The following is a 17034-nucleotide window of genomic DNA, read 5'->3' as shown; positions in this document are numbered from 1 at the left end:
TTGTCAGCCGTTGTTTCTGATGCTGGTCCGCTCATTCATTTAGCCCAAATAAACAAGTTATACCTTGTCAAGAAGCTTTTCAACCAAGTAATAATAACTCCAAATGTGAAGCGGGAAGCCGTTGACGAAGGCATCAAACTCGGTCACTCCGATGCCAAGATAATTGGAAAAGCCATAGAAGAAGGATGGATTAAGGTTGAAGAATTCCCAAAACGTTTAGCCTCAGCCGTTAAAAGGCTGGCTATGGATGAAAACATATCGCTGACGGATGCGGAGACGCTATTGTTTGCAAGGGAGAGAAAAGCCCAAGTCTTGGTTGATGAGAAGGCTCTTTCAAATCTTGCAAGGATGTTTGGGCTTAAAACCTGGAACACTTGGACTATCTTGTTGGAAAGCCTAAGCAGGGGCTATATTGAAGTTTCCGACATAGAATCAGCCATAAAAGAGTTAGGCGAAAAAAGACATAAACTAAAGAAAGAACAAACTTTGGAAATCCTTGAAGCTGCAAGAAAAATAGTTCGCAAACGAGAAAATATGACAGGTCTTATGAATTTCTAATGCGAATTGAAAACGTGAAAAAGCCTTTAATCACCTACACCCACCACCCAACCACACCATCATACGCTACGCTTCTGCCTCTTATGAATTAAAGAGGCCCACAAATCGGGTATAGTTGTTTGCGATAGGTGTTCTTTGGCTACAGCAAGCATAAAGTCTTCATCCTCAATGGTCGGGTCATGCATGTTGTAGCCTTCCCAATACTGCACAATATGGATTAATTCATGTATAAAGGTAATCAACGTAAGCTCTTTAGTGCGCAACCGCTTAAAGCTAAGTTTTATTTCACCTGTTTCGTATGAGGAGCCCCACTTTTTTAACTCCTTGATCTTACCCAGCTGTATCTCGATTTCTAAGCCATATCCATATGGAGTTTGTTTAAACTCAGAAAGCACGGGGTCCATCCAGCGAATAGCGTTAATACACCGTTGAAGACATCTACTCCAACTCCTAGTGTTATATTTTTCAATTAAGTCTTTTATGAACACACCTAAAGTAGATTCAAATTCATCGTTGTTAACTTCTAGAATCTCAAGGCAAAAATACTTATCTGTTCTAAACATTTGACTTTCATAATTAAATTCGTAGGGCTTAAGAATCAAATTTCCATTTACGTCTCCAACACGCTCAAAAAACTTAACATACTTCGACTCTTTGGGAAACAAGACTCTAATCAATTACTCATCACTAACCTTCTTTGACAGCAAACTATTAATTCTAAATTATGGTAGCCGGGGAATCGCGTTACGTTCACCCCCTAAGTATTTAGCAAGCAATAGAGCCTCTTCACATATTAACGTGTCTATCAAAGTTGATTTATATCTAAAAACACCTTCGCAACATACTTTTTCAGTCTGTGCCTTTCAATTCCTAAACATGAATAGAGCAGTTTAATTGCACCTTTCCACTCGGAGATCGTTTTAGGACCTTTGACTTGCGAATCGTTTATGAAATAGACAAAGATAAGGTATGCGTTTAGTCCGTTCTTTCTTAATAAGTAAAGATGAGCTAATCTGTTTGTGTATTGATAAAAACCTTTAGACCAGTCAAAATCCGTCTTTGCCCCTAAATACTCCTTAACTTCCTTAAGGCTCTTGAGTATTCTTCTTTTCGAACCCTTATCTTTCGCGTGCAGCGTTGAAATCAATTCTCGAATGTGTGACTTTGCCTCTACAAGAAACAACTTTCCAGAAGTACTTCTTCCTAGAGCGTCCCATTGAGGCCCTCCTTTAGGCCAGAAATCACGCAACGGCAACTTCTCCAATTTGACATTAAGCCGCTTTAAGAAAGCTTGATCCCGATACTCTGCATAATCATCATCCCTTAGCGGAGAAAGCCATTGAATATCTTCATTCCATGAAAAATTAAATGCGTTCCAAATATGCTTATTCAAAATCTGTGGCTTGTCATTAATAAGTATTTGAATCCATTTTTGACTGCCTTTCTGTGCTTGAGTTTGAGGAAAACGCCCCATTCTAACCAATTTTTAATGTATTGTTGCGACATTATCTATTTTTCTCTCCGGATTATTCAGACACTATAAAGTGTCAATTTTGTACAGTTCTACTCTTTTATTGCCACTAGCCAATGTAAGGTCTTTGAGCACATATTCTGGCTTCAACTCGTGTATCTCTACAATTAAAATAGCATAGTACATCCTGCATTCACGATAATGCTACATAAAAGGTCTTCCGGCTCTATTTTTGAAGTTGCGTCTTAATTTTTCGGTAGTCACTTTTATTAATTTCGCATGCGGAGAAATTGTTGATGAAAATCGACAAAAGAAAGAAACAATTAACTGACGATGAAAAGCATCACTGTTTGCGGTGTGGTAAGGAAATTTCTGAGGAAGAGTATGTGGAATATGATGGTTTTTGCGAAGAGTGTTATTGGCTTGAAGAAGACGAATTGGATGAAGATTTTCTTTTTTAACCCATTTGCTACTTCAAAACAAATGTGCCTACTTTTCGAATTTTAAATTCACATTTTTCCTAACCAACATTTAAAACTGGTATTCTTGGTTAAAACAAAAATAGTGATTGAGCTTTCATAAGAAACTTAAATTAGAAAATAAAAAGTAATTGCAACTCTTTGCAAGGATGCGGATGGAATGGAGCTGAAACTAGAATGGAAGGGACCTTATGGAGTTAACGTGGAAACTCCTGAAGGCATGAGCGGGCTAAGTGGATTATATGCCATCGCATACAATTCAAAAATAATCTACATAGGAAAATCCTCAGGTGAAAGGCAACACCTCTTTCAAGAATCAAAGCAGCGTTATATTGCGCTTGAAAGAGCATTAATTGAGTTAAAACAACCGCTTGAATATGGAGATGCTCAAGAAAGAAGAGAGAAACTGGATAAAATAGCTGATGAACACTGCAAAAAGTATGTAGCGATATTATGGGATAGTAGCAAAAGAGCGTATTTAGATTCCGCTGAGAATCTGCTTATCTTTATTAAAAAACCGGAAGGGAACGATAAGCTTAAAAAAGAATACAAGGGTGTAAAACCGTTTAAACTGATTAACAAAGGTGAAGCGTCGGTTCTTGCAGCCTTAGGATTAGGGGATTATTACGTGGATAGCGAAGGATACATCCACAGAAGCAATTCAGTACTTAGTACTATGCAAAATAATCTTCATGGAAATGTAAATGTGAAATAGGCTTTCCGACATCACCTTCCAGATGTTTCTCGATGATTTCCAAAAAACTTTTATTTACTCTTTCTTGGGTTAGTTTCTTCTTCAAGGTCCACCAAGTCCAAAACTCGACGTCTGGTGAAAACTCGACGGTGGCTTCATAAAGTTCAGTCGTAGCTAGTACTCCTTTTAATCTTACATTTCCTTTGTGATTTGGATCAATTTCTTTCACGAACTCTGGTAATCTCTCTTGCAACGGTTTAATATAATTTTTCTCAAAATCTTGAAGCATACGCATAATTGCATCATATTGCGAAACTCCAACTGGTTCAGTTGTTTTAGCTCTCATTTCATCGAGAATAACGCGTGCATAGCGATCAAATTCATCTGCAGAGGCACTGATTGAACGTTCTTTACATTCAACAACGTATATTAAATTAAAATTTTTCTCCCGCTTTTTAGCTACAACATCAATTTCACGGCCCAACACTTTTGATTTATGCCTAACAAACACTTGAAATCCTTGGTTAACGAAATATAGAGCAACTATAAGTTCAAGAAGAGCACCCCGCATAAGCACATTAATACTAGTCGCCTTTTCGCATTCCGTCTCAAGGAACCTTACATAGTCTGACTTTAAAAATTTAAAAAAGCTTGTCTCATCAATAGCAACCCTCCTATAATGAATGAACCTTTTAAAGCTCTTTAGAAAATTGTGGATGTACTGGTAGTTAAAACCACCAGCACCAGAATAGTCTGTTGCACAATTATAAAAAACCCACCAACGAGAATAATCAGCGATATTGCTTGAGCACGGTAAGAACAAGGCATAACTATAATTGTTTGCGTGTTTACCCTTAATGTTTTGTCTATGAACAAATTCCAAAACTCTTACTTTTTCTTTCATCAAACCAAGTTCTCTTTGACTTATTAATCCTAGCAGAACTGTACAGAAGTTTAAAGCTCCATTCGATCCTTCATAACTCACAACCCTTGCGGGCCTATGATTGAAAACATCCGCCAATAGAGGGTAGTGTTTTTTTGGTTTCTCTAATGGAACTATCAATCTACTGTTAAGAGTTTTAGGTATGGCTTTCGTCTTGAAAAGTATTATTGCGTTTGCTTGAGTTTTTTCCTCGAAAGGACCAACTATATTATCGTTCAATAATTCAAAAAGGCTGTCGAAATCGCGCCATGTTTGGGCATCTTTTATTCGAGTGAAGAGGTCAATCTTATCCATGAAATCTTCTTTAAGAACCGCATACCATAGAACAATGACTGCAAATTTAAAACCAGCAAAAAAGTTCTTATTTTTCATAATGGTTTCTAAAGGGCTCTCGGGAAAATCAAGGTATGATTCCAAGGGACGTCTAAAATGCTCAAGTTTTAGTTTCCCCGAATGGAATCGATACATGTCAAAAAATGAATGGCGCAGGTTTCGTTCATCATTGATAAATATAAGAAGAGTCCCTGGCAGTTTCATCCTCAAAGCATTTTCCGGATCTATTATTTCTTCAGTATTCTCATTAAGACCAGCGTAACAGTTCAGAAAAATTACCTTAAACAATCTCATGAAATCCATTAGGGAATACAATTCGCGTTTCAAAGTTTGCCAATCTCGACTTTTAAGAATTCGTTTTCTGAAAGCTAACAAGTTGCTAATTAGAATCCCTTGAGGTGATTCGTCAACAAGTTTGTGGACCTTGCTCCGATCACCTTTCCCAAAGTAAAAAGCCCAATTAATCTTTTCATTTCTACGAATCCCAAGCAATTCTGGACTTTGAATTACCTGAATTATGATTGAATGAAGGAGCGCAATCAGTGCGAATTTGTATCCGTCAATAAGTTCCGGCGGCGGTTCTTTTGGGTATAATTCATTAAGTTTCTTATAAATTTGCCAATTTCTGTCTGGCGCACTTAAAAACTCAAGCAAATAAACTGATCCGAAGAGAAATTTAGATCCAAGATCTTCAGCCATGATATTTGCTTTTTTGCGATTTTTTCTCATTTCACTCACTCTAACAAAATTAATCATTGTTCCTAATCATAAAAATATCGAATTGCTGCTTGGCATGAGAAAGTTAAATCAATTCATTCTAGATAGTGTTTAAGCTTCTTGTTCACTCATCTTCCCTAAACTTATTGTTGTCAATTATTGTATTCTGTGGGATCTGGGAGACCCGCTTCGTTAAATGCCTTTTTACGATTTATGCAGGATTCGCATGTTCCGCAATGCTTTTGTCCGTTAAGATAACAAGACCATGTAAGATTAAAAGGGACACCAAGCTCTGTTCCTAGTTTTATAATATCAGACTTTGAAATGTCATTAAAAGGCGCTTCTACAAATATTTCCTTATTTGTTCCAAGCCTCGCTGTTCTCTCGAAGGCTTTATAGAACTTTTTCCGACAATCTGGATAGAACTGCTCGTCAGAACCTTGGGCACCGTAGAATATCCTATTTGCGCCAATTGATATGGCATAGGCAACTGACACGGAAAGGAAAATGGCGTTTCTGAAAGGAACGATAATGGGTTGGCTAAAGTTTGAAGTCATCGGTATAGTTTCGTCACAAAGCGATGTCACTCCTGTAAAAATTTCTTTAAGTGCTGAAAGATCAATTACTTTAATGGGGATTTCCAATTTTTCTGCTATCTTCTGAGCACACTCGATTTCTTTGGTTGCTATTTGACCGTAATTAAAAGTTATTGCAAAAATGTCGTATCCTTGCTTTTTAGCCCAATATGCTACAGTAGAGGAGTCTGGTCCACCACTTAGAACGACTATACATTTGTTTTTTCCTTTCATGCTCACCACCATTTGAACTTGGTTTCAATGAGCTTGAACAAGAACGATCCAATTAGGCAAACTATTTGCTCGCTGATGAACAAATACGGTAAGGTTGTCAGTATTGGTAAACCAAATAGCTGGCTTAGCATCCAGCTGACGCTCATGGATATTATGGTAGCGATAATGCCACCGGCGATGAAATAGTTATGATTAAATGGCTTAGCCACCATGTATCCAATTGTTCCGGCAAGAAAACTCATAATGGGCATAAAAATAAGTTCATAAGCCCCAGTAAATGGGCTGAAAACGTTACCGATAATTACTCCAATAGCGTAGCCTAATGCCAGTATGCATTTTCTTGCAATGCTTGGTCTTAATATTCCTGCAACTCTAAACTGCAATGCGTAAAAGGATATTGGAGCGAACAAATAAACCATAGCTGCATATAGTGAGGCGAAGACCGCAACCAATGAAAGATCTCTGCTTTTTATTTTCAAATTTTTACCTCCCTACTCCGGGGTTTTTATGGCGGAACGGGTGGGAGGACCCACTCACCCGCCTTAGGACATTACTTTATGTTTATTCCAATTAAAAGCTTTACTTAATCAATCGATTTGTTTGGGCATGAATAGAATAAGATACTCATCTCGCATGTACTCTGAAATCAAATTTAACTTAAAAGTTATTTATGGTATTACGAACTATTATTAAGGCGGTGTCAAGGTGTCTGAGAAACTGCTATGGCTCGGTGAATCTAAGGTTCCTGTAAAAGCTGATCGGAAAACAGATCTAGTTATGGATTCGGTAATAAACTACTATGATTCACCTTCGCCCAGTATTCTTTACAAAGCAGGGAAATTATTTTTAGACTGCGGAGCTTTTACTGCCAGACAACAAGGAATAGTATTAGAAAGAAACAAAGTAATTGAAATTCAAGAATTATTCATGCCAGACAAAGCTGTCCCTTTAGACTTTCCATTTGGCCCTGGAATGCCCGTGTCTCTTATGGCAAGACTATGGGAAAATACAAAAGAGAACATAATTTATTGGCAAAATTCTACGAAACTTCAAGGCAAAATTGTCCCGGTTCTCCATGCATGGAGCAAAAAATCATTAGTATCTAATTTAATGTGGCTTCAAAGAGAGGCAGATGCTGACATGATAATGCTTGGAAGTCTTGTCAATCCCGACTTTGCAGATTTTTCCGGTTTTTTTGGCGACCGCCAGCCAAGGAGAGAATTAGTTGACATGCTTTCTTTAGGAATAGAAGCAGTAAGATGCCACACTAATTTCAAGATTCACGTAACAGGGCTTGGATCTTCCCCACTTACTTTGCACCTTGCATACTACCTAGGTGCAGATAGCACGGATAGCGCGGGCTACCGTAGAAAAGCTGCTTACGGAAAAATAATCCTCCCCGGAACAGGCGAACGCTATGTTAGCAACAGATCTGCGAGTTTTGGAACTGCCAAAATTGAGGATTCTCTGGAGTTAATGTGGCTTGAAAGGTGTAACTGCCCGATCTGCAGCAGTAATCCAAATCTTTTAGTGAACGATTGGAAAGCACGGGCTATACATAACGAGCATGTAATTAAACAGGAGTGCCAGTTGGCGCGTGACCTTCTCGAAATAGGTGAAGATGCCTATGAAGCTTATTTAGATAGAATTTTTTCTAGATCTGGGTTAAATCATCTTTGGGAGTATGCAAAACTTCGGAAAAAGTACATGAGAATTTCGCAAGTTCTGTTTGGTGGAAAGTAGTATTGAAAGCAGAAATAACCGATGTCAGTATTTTTCGAGCGCTCTTCCAATATTTAGCACGTTTTATTGAAGTGGCTCATTTTGATGTAAAGAAGGACATGATGAGAGTAAGAAGCATTGACCCTCACGACTTCTGTTACGTTGATATAATATTATACCCAAATTTCTTTGAAAAATACGAAATTAAAAATGAGCAAAATTTTTCAATAGATTGTTCTAAACTTTCTACGGTCCTTTCAACTCTCACCGCATCAAAAATCTTCATTAAAACTAGCGAAGATCAAATTCAATTTTCCACACAAGAAAACTGGTTGTCCTCTTTTAACATAAAATGGCTTAGACCAGATCCCTACAATTTACCAGAACCAAATATATTTGACTATGAAGCAACTTTAGAAATTCCGGCGGGAGAAATCGCGGATCTCATATACAAAGCTTCCGCTATCTCTCATGAAATCACTTTTTCAGTTTCCAACCCTAACGAGTTAACAATATTTGCCGCAAAAGAAAACTATGCTTTTGTTGCAAAGCCTAATGATCCCTATTTTAAAATGAACGTTAAAAATTCCGCACATGTCTCTACAATAGTAGATTATCTTAAAACTCTGCGCTATTTCATGAAGAAATGTGAGTCAGCAAAAATCTTTATTGGAAATGAAAAACCGTTTCGCGTAGATCTAAAGTACAAAGATAAAGGAATTTTTTCATTTTCTTTCTCTCATAAGAGAGAAGAGGAAACTCAAAAAGCTGAAAGTTTTAGCCGAGATGGCACTTCGCTTCCTAGGATTTCAATGAAAACTTTTGAGAAATACGTGGTCCAACTTTCCAAATTTCCAGAAGGAGCAGATCCAAAAATATTTGAAATCGCAGGTCTAGAAACTAAAGGCGGAGATTGTTTGAGACTTAGCAGTCTTTTAACTTTAGCGTATAGAGACAAAAAAAGAATCAAATTAACACCTATAGGAGAGGCTTTTGTCTCTCTTCATGAGAAAGATGAGAACAAAGCGAAACAATTTCTTCACATTTTGACTAGGAATACTATAATGCCTTATAAAATTATGGTGGAGAAGCTCAAAACTCCCACAACGCTCGACAATTTAAAGGAACAGATAAACGCGGCGTTGAGGTTAGAAAACCGCCACTCAATTAATGGTCAAGATCTAAGTACGCTTATTGAAATCGCTAAATGGTGTGGTATACTTAAAATTAAAGAAGGGCTTTTAAGCTTTAAGAGCCAAACAGCATAGTCATTAACTCAGAATTCGTAAAATATACATGTCAGTAATTAAAGAGTTATTTTGGTGGGGCTCCAAGTGAAAAAACGTAGTGGTGATAGCTGGAGCTATAGCTTCTCAAGTGAAGAACTGATAGAAGGCACATTCAATCTTCTGAGGAATATAGAATACGAAGGTGGATCAATCCCTAAAAAAAAGCTATCAAATAGAATAAGGGAACTGACAATTGATAAAACTGAACCACCTCGAAGGTTTCTTGAAGATTTAGAATTAATCACGCCTGTTGCTTTTAATTATAACATCACAGAAAAAGGAAGAATAATTGTTGAGATGTATGAAAAGGGACGTGATGTCGATTTTGCTAGAGCGATTTTCAACATGGTTAAAGATAGGTATCAAGTTGCTAGGTATTTAGATAAATTTATAACGACCCCTGGAAGACACTCATTCAAACCAGAAGAGTTTGATAATTTTGTTATTAAAGAATGGCTTTTTGATTTTGGATATGAAAAAGATGATAGGATTGATCGCGAAAATGCCATAGCAGTAGCAAGATGGTTAGGATTGATTACGTGGGATGACGATTGCAAGAAATATATTATCAATCGAGAATTTAAACCAGAATTTTCCGATGTTGAATTTCTAGCAATTATTAGAGAGCTTGCAAACTTTCGAAATGAATGGTCAACTGTAGATTTTTGCGAAAAATTACAAGCAAGGTATAGAGAATACATGAAAGACCAACCAGATATGGATTTTCTTCTGCATCGGTTAATTGAGCTCCAGAAGGAAAATTCGGGCACCGTAGAATTCAGTCCAGGATGGCCTACGCCACCCATCCCCCCAGCTTATGCGTTTGTGCGGTTCGTTCCACAATACATTGCTACTCTTAGAGCGCCAGCAAATTGGAGAGAGCTTAAACAATTGAAGGAGACTCAATAATGAGGTCACCATCCGATCTTGGATTTAAGGCAAACCCTTTTCCACAACATGGAGTACCACCAAAAGTAAACGTACCATTTGCAGCATACCCATTCTCTGAACTTCATGAAAATGCCTTGGAAAAATGGTTAAAGAGCCTTTATGATGAAAAACGTCCAAGCTGTTATTTATTTGTTGGAGAATTTGGCTCTGGAAAATCTCATTTAAGTAATATTATTCGTAGTCTAGCTGTGAAAAATGGATACGATGTGAAAGAAGAATTCTTTCGTGTAGAGACATCCCTTTATGATACGATTTTTGCCACAGAGTTCAAGAAAAAGAGGACAATTATATTATTTGACGAAGTTCAAGGTCTATATGATACCGTACGAAGAAATCCAGACGCTATTTCCAATTTCAAAATACAATTAAGAAACTTTTTAGAAGGGAAAAAAGAAGCCGTTACTGAAGAAGGATTTGCCAACGTAACAATACTGCTTTTCTGCACTCCCCAGGTCAAGGATACTATACTTCACGAAGAGGATATGAGTCAAAGGTTTATGCTTACTGTAAAACCTCTCCCGGTTCTAGATCCTTATATAGGATTAAGAGTTGCTAAAAATTTCTTGCAAGCATATGCAGACAAGTCAATTGTAAATACAAAACTGAAAATGAACCCCTACTATCCGTTTGACCGCTATACGGTGCTTAGCTTAATTAATCTTTGCCCATACGTCGTCGAAAAAAAGGGAGCTTCCTATCGACCTACAACTCGATTCCTAGTCGAACTTTTGCGTCATTGTTTTGATTACATATTATCATGTGATCTAGATACATTCACATTTAAGGAGCTCCCCTCGGCATTGAAGGAGACAAAAATTTTAGAGATGACTGTAGATCTCTCACCAAATGTACATAAAGTAGAAGAAATAGCGCAATCGCCGCCAGGAAAGGCCGTGGCTCAGTTTCTGGGATCAGCGTTAGGATGGTGGACTATTCCTGAGATTTCAAAAGCATGCAATCTTACAGCATCTGAAGTGAAAAGAGTGTTACATGAAGAACTAGCACCAATAGTTAATGCTGAACAATGTTGGATCCTAAGTTATGAAACTGCGGAAAAAAACATAAAGGGCGAAATTAAGAAGCTGGGCAAAAGATATGAAGAAAGAATCGAGTCCATTTTCTCTATTCCTTGGGTGACGGCTAACGATGAGCCATGCTATCTTATAGTTCCTTCCCTCCATTTGATTGATGATGCCGTAGAACGTATTTTTAAAAAGTTCAATGCCAGACAAGAAAACATTTATTGGCTTAAAAATACGTTGGAAATCTTTCATGTTGCATTAGAAGGAAGATTTAGGAAATTTTCAGTTGAACAACTTGAAGTTCTTAGAGAATTTTTAGACGGCGACAGTATCAGCCGAGAACAAAAGATTTTGGGTCAATTAAAAATTGTGGTGACTCATGCGCATTTAAAGGAAGCAAGTTTAATAGAACCTGCATATGAAGAATATGGAAACGATGCGTTAAAAGTACTTGGGTTAAAAGTCACGCCACATGCGGCAACTCCAGAAATCTACTATAGAGTTGGGCTTAAATTTATATGTGTTCCACCAAGTGGAATTATTGATGATGATTTTCGAAAGTTGGTTGAAGGATTAAAGACTTCAGCGTCTGACTTTGTTATAGTATTTACCTACCCGGAATTTTTGGAATATAAACGGCTAGAGCCTTATATGCAAGAAAACATCAAATGGGCTCCAGCATATAAGCGGATCTTCATAAAAAATTTGACTGAGGCTGATTTAGTAACCATTTTAACCGATCCAGCTACTTTCGCTATAAATCTTGAAGGATTAACCCTTGATGCAATAAGAGATTTCAATGAAGGCATGTTAAGTGAGTATCTTCTAATGCCTCTCTATGGTTTGAAGTGGGCTCTAAAAAGATTGAATCCTAACGATGAAACTTGTATCTATCCAAAACTTGTAGAAAAGTGGTTCACACAAATGTTAAACGATATAAAAGACAATACTGTGCGTGAATTTATTGAAACTTATAAGAAACCATACGGACCAGTTGAGTTTGAAGATGGAGAGGTAATACAAGAATTATTAGATCGTGATAAAAATATTGTAATTTCTGAATATGAAAGAAAGGTCTACCAGTTACTTGAAAATCAATATCGCATAGAAAAATCTATTTTAGAAGAAGAAATAAATCGTGCATTTGTTTCTGGAGCTTTGTACAAACTAAAACAAGCTGGAATCACTCCATACCAATTCATAGTAGAGATTTTATTGGCATCTAAAAATCTTGTTAAGATCTCTCCGGAGTTTGAGGCCGGACGACAGAAAATCATAGTTACAACACGTAAGATCTCGGAAGAAAAACAATCTGTTTTGAACTTAATCACAAGCATAAAAAAGGATCTACAACGCCAAATAGAAATCAATTTTGATGGAGAAACTTTTGTTTTTAATAACAATAAGTACATTTCAAAGATCACAGATAAGCTTGAACTCCTTGAAAATTATGTAAAAGAAATCCAAGATAACCAGGATTTATTGAAAAAAGCTATTGTCCTTACACAGTTATATTACATCACAAGGTCCATAGAAAACCTTCGTGCAGAGCCTCAAGATAGTTTTTCAAGCATCATTAGAAAAATTCAAGAAGTCATCGGAATTGTTGAGAGCGCAAAGATTAAGATCAACGACCATTTGGCAAGAGCTTCTTTACATTTTACACCGAAATCAGTTTTATCAGTCAATAAGAATGTCAAGAAATCTCTCTCAAAAATTTCTAAACTAATTGAAGATGGACGACTTATAGAATTAATTGAGAAGGAAATAAGTGTTTTAGAAGGCTTGGCAAAGGACTTCGATGGCGAGTGCGATCAAGTTGCTTTAATGCTAATTAATGGAGAAGTTGAAATTCAGGAAAACAATGAAAAAGCGAGAATTATTGGTGAAAAGAAAGACAACGTACATAAAATGCTTGATAAAATAAAAAACTATAAACTTGGAAACTATTTTGCATCCGCGCCTACGCAAGCAGAAAAAGATTTCTTCAAATCATTGTATACTTTCTTGACAAAAATCGAATTACTCGAAAAACCAATGGAAATAAGTCAAGAGGAGTTGAAATCCCTCATTGAAGCACTGGAGAAAACAGAGTTTAAAATAATCATCAAAAGGTATCAAGATAACGTGCGGTCTATACGAGACAAAACTGTTCAAATATATGAGCAATACTCGATCTCTTCAAACGAGTTCTTGGGCAAATCTGATACTTTGGTATCAGCCTTAGAAAGGTTTTGGCCTCAGAGGATGAAGGAACTGGAAGAAGACATGCAAATGCTCAAAGCTGCCACAGACGGTGTATCCAGAGCCCATAATTTAGTAGAATTTTACCACAAAATGATAGATAATGTAGAAAACTCTGGGTTAAAAATTGCTCACGCCATTGCTTTTGAATTTCTTGAACCATTTTTGTTTATTGAAAAGATGCAATCTTATGCCGAGAGACTGGAAATGACTTTAAAGGAATTTTCAGAGGGATTAGAGGTTCTTAAGAAAAAGGGAATTTTAAAAGAAGGTGTGGGCTAAATTGTTTGATGAAAAAGTTAACCAAGTAACCATAAAAGATGATAATAGATCTTTGATTTCCGGCATCTCTTCAAAACTTTCTGAAGTAGACAAGTCGGGTGTAGGAACTGTTTCTAACTGGATCGAAAAAATAAGCAAATTGGCTGGCACTCTTCACGATGAGATTGTCGCAGATCTTCCAAGAGAGAATTTAGAAAGCCATAGAAAGGTCCATGTTTTTGCTTGCGATGGAACAATTTACACTCAAAAATACAGTTCTATTTACTTGACACTTGCCAGTGCGTGTTCTTATGATCCGAGTGAGAAAGGCGTGAAACCAATTTTTCTCCCAGACATACTTTTTTGTCATCCCTATCGTGGAGATCTCGTTTGCAGTTTACGGATGAAAACCTTAGAGTATCAAGTAGCTTATGAAACACTTAAAAAAATGGTGGAAGAAGGAAAGAAACCAGATTTAGTATTATTAGATGGGACTCTGACTTTTCCAGATGATTTTCGGACTGCTGATTCCCCCGATTGGGTTAAGGAAGAATTTGAAAAGAAATTTTTAAAACACGCAAATCAGTTTTTTGGTTTACTTGAAAAAGAAAAGATAATTGTGGCTGGTGTTTCAAAAGACCCTACAGCAAATAAGTATCTTCTAGGCATCCGAAAATTCCTAACTAATGAATGGAAAAAAAGATATCAATCGATGACCAAATTGAAATGTCCAGTTGAGATACCTTCCAACTCTACCACTATTTCATTATTTGGAGATAAAAAATCCTGGATGCAAAACTTTTCCACATCTAATGAATTAGCGTTAATTAGGCGTATGTTGTGGAACCAGAGTTTTAAAAGAACAAAAATTGCAGAAGTAAGTTGTGCAACTCGTTTTCCTGTTGCAGTAAATATTATTCGAGGTCGTGTTGCAGGGTTCTATTTTAAGGTTTTTCCAGATGTTCGCCCTTTTTACACCGAAGCAATTTTTTGGGAAAGAGAAGATCTCGACCACTTTTTCCAAATTATAAGTAACCTTAGCTATTATTCGCCTATACCTGGTTATCCTGCGCCTCTCTTTTTTGCTCATCATGTAGGTAAATTAAGCAGAGAATACGCTGATAGCATTTTAAGGCTTGTTCACGGGATTCTGGCAAAGAGATTTCATCAAGATTATAAGGTTTTATTAGAAGATAGATTTAGGGAGAGTCTATAATGGTGCTAGAAGAAAATAAACCGTTAGGATTGATAATAGGATCTACAACCCCCTATACGTTCCAGTTTGTAGGGCTCAAAACAGAAACTGGGCATCCAGTTACAATACGCAGAGGGCAGTTTGTAAAGATTCCAGCGTCTGAAGAGAAAGATACCTTCTTGCTTGGCAGAGTCATATCTGTGATCCGGCAGAATGAATTGCTCAGCGCAAGTCTTCCCGCCCAAGTTGCACTGATGGCAGGGACCGGAAAAGCAACATTGGATGATCTTGGTTTCCGCAGGGACATTACTGAATCGCTTATTGGAGTTGTGGAAGTTTTAGGTTTCAGAAGTAAGGATGGGAAAGCGTTCCTGCGTCCAAGGATACCTGTCTACCCTGGCGAAAGAGTTTATGAGGCAGATACGGAGTTCCTTTTAAAGCAACTTTCTAAAGAAGGAGAAGATAATTTGTGTTTAGGCTCCCTTAGAGACGACCCAAAAGTGCCCGTTTTCCTCGATTTGACTGAACTTGTTTCAAAGCATTTTGCAATTCTTGCAATGACTGGGGCAGGCAAAAGTTATGCTGGCGGAGTTTTGATTGAGGAGGTTCTCTCAATTTCAGATTTGCCTATTGTCATCTTTGACCCACATGGGGAATATTACAGTTTGGCTCGGTCAATTGGTTTTGAGAAAAATTTTGACAACATGAGAAAGCTTGGAATGCCAGAGGAATTAATTATTCGAGCTAAAGTGGGCGTGGAAAAAGTACAGAAAAATGTAGCTTTTTATTCAACTGATCCCGTAAAGTCTGATATAATTTTACAGAAAGTTAGAAAGAAGTATCCTGATATCATCGTTAAGGTTAATCCTCTTAAGATTCAGCTTGCAGACCTTGACCCTTCTCAGCTGAATCTTCTTCTATCTTCTTTTTACAGCATTACTGAGGCGCAGATGAGAATAATAGATGCTATTTGGAGCGATATACATGCAAGAGCGGAACGTGGGGAATTTATACAATTTAGCACAATCGAGAGTGAGATAAGAAGAGTTGGCCCAGATTTTGTGCGAGGTACCGCGCCGATTGATCTTTTAATAGCTAAACTTAGTTTGTTGAATAATCGTTCATTTTTTGCTAAAACAATTGGTGAGAAACGTATCTCAGCGAAGGATTTGGTTAAGAAGGGGCAAGTTACCGTTATCGATTTGAGCTTGACTCCTCTGCTGGAACAGCAAGCGGTTGCTGCAATTATAGGCAAAAAAATATTAGCTGGCAGAATCGCTGATGAGATTCCACCTGTTTTGCTTCTTTTTGAAGAAGCGCATCGTTTTGCTCCTGGCGGTGCAGAAACTAGCGTTTCTCTATCTACAATGAAGCAGATTGCCCAAGAAGGACGGAAATTCTTTGTTGGGTTGGGCTTGATTAGTCAGAGGCCAAGTAGAGTTGATGCTGATGTGTTATCGCAATGTAATAATCAGATTATAATGCGGATGACAAATCCTAACGATCAGAATTACGTTAGAAGAATCAGCGAGTGGGTCACTGATGAGGATTTGGAAGAGATTAGAGCTTTAGCGCCTGGAGAGGCATATGTGTTTGGTCCAGCTACAATTATGTCTTTGCCCATAATCGTGAGACCCCGTGGAACCTTCCACGGAGGAGTAACACCTGACCTAAAAGACGAATTACAGAAATTTTAGATCGGAACGAAAAGTAAAAGCATAAAGAGGAGTAACATGCGAAACGTTTCTAATTTTGATAACATCAAGAAAGGAAGAAATGAAAGTGGAGATGCATATAGACTTAAAGTTCTTCTCTGCAAACTTGGTAAGCACCTTGGTTTTGAAGTTGATGTAGAGGAGGAGCAAGAATCAGAGCTTGGAAAACTTGCTATACGCCACGATGTCTTATGGTATACGAGAACCCAAAATGGTTTAAAGACTTACTCAAAGAGACGTTATCAAGAAACGATTTAGATGAGGATTACAAACAATTATTAGAAACCAAAATCGGTTTAGAAAGATGTCTTTATGCCGCCTTTGAGATCGAAGCCACGGATACAACAACGAAAGCAATGAAAGGAGACATTTCAAACCTTTCCAAACTGCCTTATGGGATCATCGTAGTTAAAAGAGGGGCAGCAGAAGTGCACAGCGGGGATGAGAAGGGCAGAAAACTTGAACCTATACGAAATCGTTTTGAAAAGGCTTTACTAGAATTCAGAAAGCTTCATGGACCAAATAATGTTATAGTAGTGTCATTTAGTGACATTGAGAGATTGTGTAAACTCTATAATCTAGAATAACATCCTTAAACACACATACTTGGCAAATCGTTAACCACCACGTG

General features: G+C 37.4%; 16 protein-coding genes. 11 read left to right on the top strand and 5 right to left on the bottom strand.

All coding sequences use genetic code 11. The features are described 5' to 3' along the window. On the top strand, positions 1-558 hold the full coding sequence (locus tag QXW63_02385; GenBank protein MEM3460747.1) for a hypothetical protein: 558 nt from the start codon (positions 1-3) through the stop codon (positions 556-558). A 59-nt stretch (positions 559-617) separates the two neighbouring features. Here QXW63_02385 and QXW63_02380 read toward each other — a convergent pair whose 3' ends face one another. Together QXW63_02380 and QXW63_02375 are read right to left on the bottom strand one after the other, a co-directional pair. After that, positions 618-1235, bottom strand: a complete 618-nt coding sequence (locus tag QXW63_02380) for a hypothetical protein (protein ID MEM3460746.1) — start codon at positions 1233-1235, stop codon at positions 618-620. Between the two features lie 128 nt (positions 1236-1363). Next, positions 1364-2032: a hypothetical protein gene (locus tag QXW63_02375; GenBank protein ID MEM3460745.1), complete on the bottom strand. Its 669-nt coding sequence runs from the start codon at positions 2030-2032 to the stop codon at positions 1364-1366. A gap of 293 nt (positions 2033-2325) precedes the next feature. Here QXW63_02375 and QXW63_02370 point away from each other — a divergent pair, with 293 nt between their 5' ends. Next, a complete protein-coding gene (locus tag QXW63_02370; protein ID MEM3460744.1) occupies positions 2326-2490 on the top strand; it encodes a hypothetical protein in 165 nt (54 codons plus the stop codon). A 220-nt stretch (positions 2491-2710) separates the two neighbouring features. After that, entirely contained in the window at positions 2711-3223 is a 513-nt protein-coding gene (locus QXW63_02365; GenBank protein ID MEM3460743.1) for a hypothetical protein, read from the top strand. Here QXW63_02365 and QXW63_02360 read toward each other — a convergent pair. The 3 genes from QXW63_02360 to QXW63_02350 form a co-directional block, all read right to left on the bottom strand. Beyond that, positions 3183-5207 carry a hypothetical protein gene (locus QXW63_02360; GenBank protein MEM3460742.1) on the bottom strand — a complete coding sequence of 675 codons (2025 nt, stop codon included), beginning with the start codon at positions 5205-5207 and terminating at the stop codon, positions 3183-3185. The genes QXW63_02365 and QXW63_02360 overlap by 41 nt on opposite strands. Before the next feature lie 140 nt (positions 5208-5347). Next, on the bottom strand, positions 5348-6004 hold the full coding sequence (gene queC / locus QXW63_02355; GenBank protein ID MEM3460741.1) for a 7-cyano-7-deazaguanine synthase QueC: 657 nt from the start codon (positions 6002-6004) through the stop codon (positions 5348-5350). Positions 6005-6006: 2 nt separating this feature from the next. Next, positions 6007-6483, bottom strand: coding sequence for a QueT transporter family protein (locus QXW63_02350; protein MEM3460740.1), 477 nt, complete (start codon positions 6481-6483; stop codon positions 6007-6009). Positions 6484-6709: 226 nt separating this feature from the next. Between QXW63_02350 and QXW63_02345 the strand changes: the two genes are divergently transcribed. The 8 genes from QXW63_02345 (at position 6710) to QXW63_02310 (ending at position 16990) form a co-directional block, all read left to right on the top strand. Then, positions 6710-7747, top strand: a complete 1038-nt coding sequence (locus QXW63_02345) for a hypothetical protein (protein MEM3460739.1) — start codon at positions 6710-6712, stop codon at positions 7745-7747. 2 nt (positions 7748-7749) lie between these two features. Further along, the gene (locus tag QXW63_02340; protein MEM3460738.1) at positions 7750-8994 is read left to right on the top strand and encodes a hypothetical protein; all 1245 of its coding nucleotides are present in this window, start codon (positions 7750-7752) and stop codon (positions 8992-8994) included. Positions 8995-9060: 66 nt separating this feature from the next. After that, positions 9061-9924 (top strand): hypothetical protein, encoded by an 864-nt coding sequence (locus QXW63_02335; GenBank protein MEM3460737.1) that lies wholly within the window; start codon positions 9061-9063, stop codon positions 9922-9924. Further along, complete coding sequence (locus tag QXW63_02330; GenBank protein MEM3460736.1) at positions 9924-13514, top strand: hypothetical protein; 3591 nt, start codon at positions 9924-9926, stop codon at positions 13512-13514. The genes QXW63_02335 and QXW63_02330 overlap by 1 nt, the downstream gene beginning before the upstream one ends. Before the next feature lies 1 nt (position 13515). Then, on the top strand, positions 13516-14709 hold the full coding sequence (locus tag QXW63_02325) for a DNA double-strand break repair nuclease NurA (protein ID MEM3460735.1): 1194 nt from the start codon (positions 13516-13518) through the stop codon (positions 14707-14709). Then, on the top strand, positions 14709-16385 hold the full coding sequence (locus tag QXW63_02320) for an ATP-binding protein (protein MEM3460734.1): 1677 nt from the start codon (positions 14709-14711) through the stop codon (positions 16383-16385). Before QXW63_02325 ends, QXW63_02320 begins: the two co-directional genes overlap by 1 nt. A gap of 36 nt (positions 16386-16421) precedes the next feature. Continuing rightward, positions 16422-16661 carry a hypothetical protein gene (locus QXW63_02315; GenBank protein ID MEM3460733.1) on the top strand — a complete coding sequence of 80 codons (240 nt, stop codon included), beginning with the start codon at positions 16422-16424 and terminating at the stop codon, positions 16659-16661. Beyond that, the gene (locus QXW63_02310; GenBank protein ID MEM3460732.1) at positions 16595-16990 is read left to right on the top strand and encodes a hypothetical protein; all 396 of its coding nucleotides are present in this window, start codon (positions 16595-16597) and stop codon (positions 16988-16990) included. Before QXW63_02315 ends, QXW63_02310 begins: the two co-directional genes overlap by 67 nt. The last annotated feature ends 44 nt before the right edge of the window (positions 16991-17034 follow it).

This window comes from Candidatus Bathyarchaeia archaeon (assembly GCA_038873195.1).
Classification (GTDB): domain Archaea; phylum Thermoproteota; class Bathyarchaeia; order Bathyarchaeales; family Bathycorpusculaceae; genus DSLH01.
The sequence above is the reverse complement of the archived record's forward strand: the minus strand, read 5'-3'. Positions and strand labels throughout refer to the sequence as shown.

Bases quoted from the DNA above. Each gene is read 5' to 3' on its own strand.
- QXW63_02360 (MEM3460742.1), bottom strand. From the start codon at position 5,207: ATGAGAAAAAATCGCAAAAAAGCAAATATCATGGCTGAAGATCTTGGA.
- QXW63_02370 (MEM3460744.1), top strand. From the start codon at position 2,326: ATGAAAATCGACAAAAGAAAGAAACAATTAACTGACGATGAAAAGCAT.
- QXW63_02315 (MEM3460733.1), top strand. From the start codon at position 16,422: ATGCGAAACGTTTCTAATTTTGATAACATCAAGAAAGGAAGAAATGAA.
- QXW63_02375 (MEM3460745.1), bottom strand. From the start codon at position 2,032: ATGGGGCGTTTTCCTCAAACTCAAGCACAGAAAGGCAGTCAAAAATGG.
- queC (MEM3460741.1), bottom strand. From the start codon at position 6,004: ATGAAAGGAAAAAACAAATGTATAGTCGTTCTAAGTGGTGGACCAGAC.
- QXW63_02330 (MEM3460736.1), top strand. From the start codon at position 9,924: ATGAGGTCACCATCCGATCTTGGATTTAAGGCAAACCCTTTTCCACAA.
- QXW63_02320 (MEM3460734.1), top strand. From the start codon at position 14,709: ATGGTGCTAGAAGAAAATAAACCGTTAGGATTGATAATAGGATCTACA.
- QXW63_02310 (MEM3460732.1), top strand. From the start codon at position 16,595: ATGGTATACGAGAACCCAAAATGGTTTAAAGACTTACTCAAAGAGACG.